Annotated in this window: 5 protein-coding genes and 3 pseudogenes; 5 read left to right on the top strand and 3 right to left on the bottom strand. The window is 74.1% G+C overall.

Translation table 11 applies throughout. The annotated features are described in order from the left end of the window. Both MCBG_RS29940 and MCBG_RS29935 read right to left on the bottom strand, forming a co-directional pair. A partial coding sequence (locus MCBG_RS29940; protein ID WP_043329722.1) for a DUF58 domain-containing protein occupies positions 1-300 on the bottom strand: 300 nt, incomplete at its 3' end. Next, on the bottom strand, positions 279-1,382 hold the full coding sequence (locus tag MCBG_RS29935) for an AAA family ATPase (protein WP_043329721.1): 1,104 nt from the start codon (positions 1,380-1,382) through the stop codon (positions 279-281). The genes MCBG_RS29940 and MCBG_RS29935, both read right to left, overlap by 22 nt. Positions 1,383-1,635: 253 nt before the next feature. Between MCBG_RS29935 and MCBG_RS32155 the strand changes: the two genes are divergently transcribed. From MCBG_RS32155 to MCBG_RS29925, 3 genes and pseudogenes are all read left to right on the top strand, one after another. Beyond that, positions 1,636-1,845 (top strand): hypothetical protein, encoded by a 210-nt coding sequence (locus tag MCBG_RS32155; protein WP_069087711.1) that lies wholly within the window; start codon positions 1,636-1,638, stop codon positions 1,843-1,845. A gap of 73 nt (positions 1,846-1,918) precedes the next feature. After that, positions 1,919-2,445: pseudogene (locus MCBG_RS32150) on the top strand (PH domain-containing protein). 302 nt (positions 2,446-2,747) lie between these two features. Further along, positions 2,748-4,045 (top strand): annotated as a pseudogene (locus tag MCBG_RS29925) (PH domain-containing protein). A 13-nt stretch (positions 4,046-4,058) separates the two neighbouring features. On the opposite strand, the gene MCBG_RS29920 reads toward MCBG_RS29925, so the two are convergent. Beyond that, a complete protein-coding gene (locus tag MCBG_RS29920) occupies positions 4,059-5,120 on the bottom strand; it encodes a phosphatase PAP2 family protein (RefSeq protein ID WP_043329720.1) in 1,062 nt (353 codons plus the stop codon). Positions 5,121-5,234: 114 nt separating this feature from the next. Between MCBG_RS29920 and MCBG_RS29915 the strand changes: the two genes are divergently transcribed. Both MCBG_RS29915 and MCBG_RS29910 read left to right on the top strand, forming a co-directional pair. Continuing rightward, entirely contained in the window at positions 5,235-5,639 is a 405-nt protein-coding gene (locus MCBG_RS29915) for a thioesterase family protein (protein WP_030504258.1), read from the top strand. Next, positions 5,636-6,117: pseudogene (locus tag MCBG_RS29910) on the top strand (MBL fold metallo-hydrolase); the annotation flags it as partial. The gene MCBG_RS29915 and the pseudogene MCBG_RS29910, both read left to right, overlap by 4 nt.

Raw genomic sequence — 6,117 nt, 5'->3', positions numbered from 1 at the left:
GGCCGACATGTCCACAGCCAGCCAGGTCTCCAGCTCGCGGTCGGCGACCGTACGCCGCACGTGCGGCATGGTGGTGCGGGCGGTGACCGGCCAGTCCATCCGGCGCACGTCGTCGCCGGGCCGGTACTCCCGGGACTCCCCCGCCTCGCTGCCCGGGCCGGGCAGCAGCCCGGCGTAGTCGCCCTGGAGCAGCCCGTCCAGTTTGCGGGTGACCATGAGCTGGAGCCGGGCCAGTACGGCTCCGGAGCGGTCGCCGGTGGCGAGCCGGGTGGGCGGGGTCACGGCCGCTGCCCGGGCCATCCGTTGTGCGGCACCGCCGGCGGCGGCGCGGCCTGCTGACGAGGCGCGACGGCGGGCAGCGGGATGGTCGACATCACCCGGTGCACGATGTGGTCGGCCGGCACGTCGTCGGCGAGCGCGTCGTAGCTGAGCACCAGCCGGTGCCGCAGGATGTCCGGCGCGATGTCCTGCACGTCCTGCGGCAGCGCGTAGTCGCGCCCGCGCAGCAGCGCCAGCGCGCGGGTGGCCCGGACCAGGCCGAGCGAGGCGCGCGGGCTGGCGCCGTACTGGATGAGCTGGGCGACGTCGGGCATGCCGTGCTCGGCCGGCGCCCGGGTGGCGAGCACCAGCCGGACCGCGTAGTCGACGAGCGCGTTGTGCACGAAGACCTGGTCGGCCTTGCGCTGCAGGGCGATCAGGTCGGGGGTGTCGAACACCCGGGCCGGCTCCGGCGGGGCGACGCCCATCCGGTAGACGATCTCGCGTTCCTCGGCGTCGGTCGGGTAGCCCACGACGATCTTCATGAGGAAGCGGTCCCGCTGCGCCTCCGGCAGCGGGTAGACGCCCTCCTGCTCGATCGGGTTCTGGGTGGCCATCACCAGGAACGGGTCCGGCACCCGGTGACTCTCGCCACCGATGGAGACCTGCCGCTCGCTCATCACCTCCAGCAGCGCCGACTGCACCTTGGCCGGCGCGCGGTTGATCTCGTCGGCGAGCAGGAAGTTGACGAAGACCGGACCCAGCTCGACGTCGAACTTCTCGCTGGACTGCCGGTAGATCCGGGTGCCCATGATGTCGGCGGGCACCAGGTCCGGCGTGAACTGGACCCGGGCGAACGATCCGCCGACGACCCGGGCCAGCGTCTCCACGGCGAGCGTCTTGGCCACGCCCGGTACGCCCTCCAGCAGGCAGTGCCCCCGGGCCAGCAGCGCGACGAACATCCGCTCGACCATCCGGTCCTGGCCGACGATCACCCGCTTGGTCTCGAACAGCGCCCGCTCCAGCAGCGTGGCGTCCTGCGCCGGGGTGGTGGCCGCCGGGGGTGGGGCGTCCGGCGGCGCCTCGGTCGGGTTCGGCACGTCGGGTGTGGTCGGCTGGGCCACCGGTCCTCCACAGCAGGGTCGTCGTCGCGGCGTGGTGCGTATCAAGACTGTCATGCCTCGCTGAGAGCCGAGGGTGGGAGAGGCACGATTTTCGCCGCGCCGTCCGGCCACGCCGTACCGCCGCACGAAAACGCTGAACACGGGTGGACAAAAAGGGGTCCGCAGTGTGTACGATTCACCCCGTCGCCGGGCGGCTCCCCCCGTGGCCGCCCGGCGCTAAAACTCCCGGCGTGCGACGCCTAGACTCGCCCCGGTGACGACTCCCAACGCCCCCGAAGACGAGCTGATCTGCTCGGCGCGGGGGTGTCGCGCTCCCGCCGCCTACCAGCTTCGCTGGCACAATCCCCGCCTGCACGCGCCCGACCGGCGCAAGACCTGGCTCGCCTGCCCGGCGCACCGGGACTCCCTCGGGGACTTCCTCGACGCACGCGGCTTCCTCCGCGAGGTGGTCCCGCTTCCCTGATCGCCTACGCTCGAAGCGTGAGCGAGCAGACGACCCGAGCCCGTACCGGCGGCGAGCACGGCAGGTCCTCCCGGTGAGCGGTGACGGCCACACCGGCCTCCCGCCCGCGTCGCGCAGCGCGCTGGAGCCCTGGCCGGACACCGTCGACTGGCGGCCGATCTCCCGCGACCTGATCTGGGTGGAGCTGATCCGGCTCGGCATCGGGCTGGCGGTGGCGCTCGTGGTGCTCGGCGTGGCCTGGGCGCTGTCCGGGCACTGGCTGCTCGGCGCCGCCGTCGGCGTGGCCCTGCTGATCGGCGTCTGGCGGGCGATCACCATCGTGCGTGCGGTCCGCGCCTGGGGGTACGCCGAGCGCGACGACGACCTGCTGGTGCGGCACGGTCTGCTGGTGCGGCGGCTCTCCATCGTGCCGTACTCCCGGATGCAGTTCGTCGACGTGAGCGCCGGTCCGCTGGAGCGTGCCTTCGACCTCGCCACTGTGCAGTTGCACACGGCGGCGGCCGCCAGCGACGCCCGGGTGCCGGGCTGCGTCCGGCCGAGGCGTCCCGGCTGCGCGACCGGCTCACCGCGCTGGGCGAGGACCGGGCGGAGGGCCTGTGAGCGACCGGAGCGATCCCGGCGCGCCGCGGCCCCACGACGACCGGCCCGGGGCGGCGCCCGGTCCCCCACCGCCGGTCGGTCCGGAACAGCCGCCCGGACCGGGTTACGGGCCGCCCGCCGCGCCGCCCGGCTACGGACCGCCGCCCGGATACGCGCCACCACCCGGTTACGGGCCCCCGCCCGGATACGGGACGGCAGCCGACGCGACGCCCGGGCCGTGGCCCGCGCCCGCTCCGCCGTACCCGGGACCATGGGGTCCGGCCGCCGCGCCCTCGTCCGACGGGGAGGAACCGCGGCAGCGGCTGCATCCGCTGAGCCCCGCGCTGCACGGCGCGAAGTCACTCGTCGTCGTTATCGCCGGTCTGTCCTGGTCGACGCTGTCGCGGGTCGGGTTCGGCTGGTTCGCCCTGCTGGTCACGGTCTTCGTACTCGGCGCCACCGTGCTGTCCGTGGTGAGCTGGTGGAACACCGGTTACCACCTGGTGGGCCGGGAGCTGCGCGTGTATGAGGGCCTGCTGTGGCGGCGCACGCGCGCCATCCCGCTGGAACGGTTGCAGGCGGTGGAGGTGGTCCGGCCGCTGCTGGCCCAGCTCACCGGCCTGGCCGAGCTGCGGCTCGAGGTGGTCGGCGGGGGCAAGACCGAGGCGCCGCTGGCCTACCTCAGCGTGGCCGAGGCCACCGCGCTGCGGCAGCGGCTGCTCGCTGTCGCCGGTCGGGCCCCGTCCGCCGTGGCCGAGCCGGGCGTGCCGGCCGCCCCGGGTACGCCTGTCGCGCCCGCGCCGGCCGGCCGCCGGCTGCACGTCGTCCGCAACCAGGACCTGCTGGTCAGCCAGTTGCTCACGCCGCAGGCGTTCCTGCTGCCGGTCGGCGTGGTGTTCGTGGGCGCCCAGTTCCTCTCCGAGGGCTCGTGGTCGTTCATCGCGGTGGCGAGCACGCTCACCGCGATGGCGGGTGTGGTGCTGCAACCGGTCCGGCGGGTGCTCGACGACTGGAGTTTCCGGCTCGACCGGGACGACGGCACGCTGCGTGTGCACAACGGGCTGCTGGAGACGCGGGTGCAGACGGTGCCGCTGCACCGGGTGCAGACCGTGCGGGCGACCTGGCCGCTGCTCTGGCGGATGAAGGGCTGGCTGCGGCTGCGGCTGGAGGTGGCCGGCTACTCGGCCGGTGAGCCGGACGACCGCAACCGCCCGGACCGGCTGCTGCCGGTCGGCGACGCCGGCACCGGCGCTGGTGGTGGCGGAGGTGCTGCCCGGCGTACGGCTGGACGAGCTGCCCGGCACGCCGCCCCCGTCCCGGGCCCGCTGGCTGCGCCCGCTGATAAGGTGGTCGGCGCCGGCCTCGACGAGCGGGTCTTCGTGGCCCGGTCCGGGCTGCTGACCCGCCAGCTGACGCTGGTGCCGTACGCCCGGATCCAGAGCGTGCGCGTCACGCAGGGGCCGGCGAAAAAAAAAAATAAAACTGGCACCCCCTTCACCCGGAACACCGCAATCGGAACCGGGAAGACGGCGGTTGAACGGGACTGGCCCATTCCTTGAACCTGGCCCAGAAGCTAACCGAGCGGTCGCGGGCCGCGCGCCGGGCCGACCACCGCCGCTGACCCGCCAGCGGGGCTAGCGTCGCTCGGCCGGCACCGCGTCCCGGTCGTCCGCGGGGGCGTCGGCCTCGGCCGCGGTGGCGGGCTGCGGCACGTCGGCCGCGCCGGCGGGCTCACCGGCACGCCGGGCCCGCCGCGCCGCCCACCAGCGCTCGGCCAGGCCGACCACCAGGAACGTCATGCCCACGTACGCCCAGCCGACCAGAACGTCGATCAGGTAGTGCTCGCCGCTGTACATCAGCGTGAACGTCATGGCCAGCGGATACGCCAGCATCAGCGGCCACCAGCGCTTGCGCACCGACCGCATGAAGAACAGCACCACGAACAGCGCGAACGCGGTGTGCAGCGACGGCATCGCGGCCACCGGGTTGGAGGCGATCTGCCCGGCGTTGAGCAGATTGCCCGCGCCGTGCATGCCGATCTCCTTCCACCCCCGGGTGGAGATCCGCGCGACCTCGGTCAGCAGGCCGTTCTGCGCCGCCCACCACGGCGGCGCGGCCGGGTAGGCGAAGTAGGTGACCAGGCCGGCCGCGCACAGGAAGCCCCAGCGGGACATGTACGCGATCCAGCGCCGCCGGTTGCGCATCCACAGCACGGCCGCGGCGGCGAACGTCGCCACGAAGTGCGAGAAGTAGATCCAGCTCACCAGCACGTCCCACCAGCGCACCTCGGACGGGTCGTACAGGCGCTCCTGCAGCCAGATCGTCGGCACCTCACCGCCGGTGAGCCAGCCGGTGAGGAACCGGTCGGCGACGATCAGCTCCATCGCGTGCGGGGTGGCGCCGTTGTCGGCGAAGCCCCGGGACAGGTTGTACGCGGCGAGCAGCAGCACCACCGGGATCCAGTCCCGGGCGAAGCGCAGGTGGCTGCGCCACGGGCGGGCCGAGTTCCAGGCGACGGTGCCGGCCCAGATCCACAGGAACGCGTACGCCGGGTCGGTGGGCAGGCCGATGACGAGCCAGCCCGCCACGAAGGCGACGCCCCAGATGGTCATCGCGATCACACGGCGGCGCCCGCCGTCGGGCGAGTCGGTGGTCGCGTCGGGGGCGGGGGTCGGAGATTGTGTCTGCTCGGCCATCGCGGACAAGGTTAACGGCGGGCGACGGGCGGGCCTGCGGGCGGGCGGGGACGACACGGGCGCGGCGGCTCGGACGCCGGACGGCCCCCGTTCATCTGCACTAGGCTCGGCCGCATGCAGGAGCAGCCGGAGTCGCCCTTCACGCCGGGCCTGACCGCCCGCGTCGAGCTGACAGTGACCGACGCCGACACCGCGCAGGCGGTGGGCTCCGGGGACGTGCCGGTGCTCGGCACCCCGCGCGTGCTGGCGCTGGCCGAGGCGGCGACGGTGGCCGCCACCGCGACCCGGATGCCGTCCGGGTCGACCACCGTCGGCGTACGGGTGGAGCTGGAGCACCGCGCGGCCACCCCGGTCGGGCGTACCGTGGCCGCCCACGCCGAACTGGTGAAGGTCGACGGGAAGCGGCTCGTCTTCGAGGTGACTGTCACCGACGGTCCGACAGTGGCGGCGCAGGGCCGGGTCGAGCGGGCGCTGGTCGACCGGCAGCGCTTCGTCGAGCGGGCCCTCGGCCCGTCATGACCGCCGGCTTCACCGAGGTCGCCCCCGGTGTGCACGTGCGACGTGAGCCGCTGCTGGCGGTGAACGTGGTGCTCGTGGTCGGCGACGGCGCGGCGCTGCTGGTCGACACGCTCTCCACGGCCGGGCAGGCGCGGGAACTGGCGGCGGCGGCGCGGGCGGTGACGCCGTACCCGTGGACGATCGTGAACACGCACCACCACTTCGACCACTGTTTCGGCAACGCCACGCTGGCCGGGCCGGACACCGCGATCTACGCGCACCCGCAGGCCGTGGCGGCGCTGCGGGACCGGCCGGACGCGCTGCGCCGCGCCGCGTACGAGGAGATGCGCGCCGAGCAGCCGGCGCTGGCCGAGGAGCTGGCGCGTACCGAGCTGCGGGCGCCGACGCACGAGGTGGTCGAGGAGACGGTGCTCGACGTCGGTGGCCGCCGGGTGGTGCTGCGCCATCCCGGGCATTGGGCACACCGACGCCGACCTGG

This window comes from Micromonospora sp. M42 (assembly GCF_000568915.1).
Taxonomy (GTDB): Bacteria; Actinomycetota; Actinomycetes; order Mycobacteriales; family Micromonosporaceae; genus Micromonospora; species Micromonospora chalcea.
Note: the sequence above shows the minus strand (reverse complement) of the source record. Positions and strands in the feature narration are given on the sequence as shown.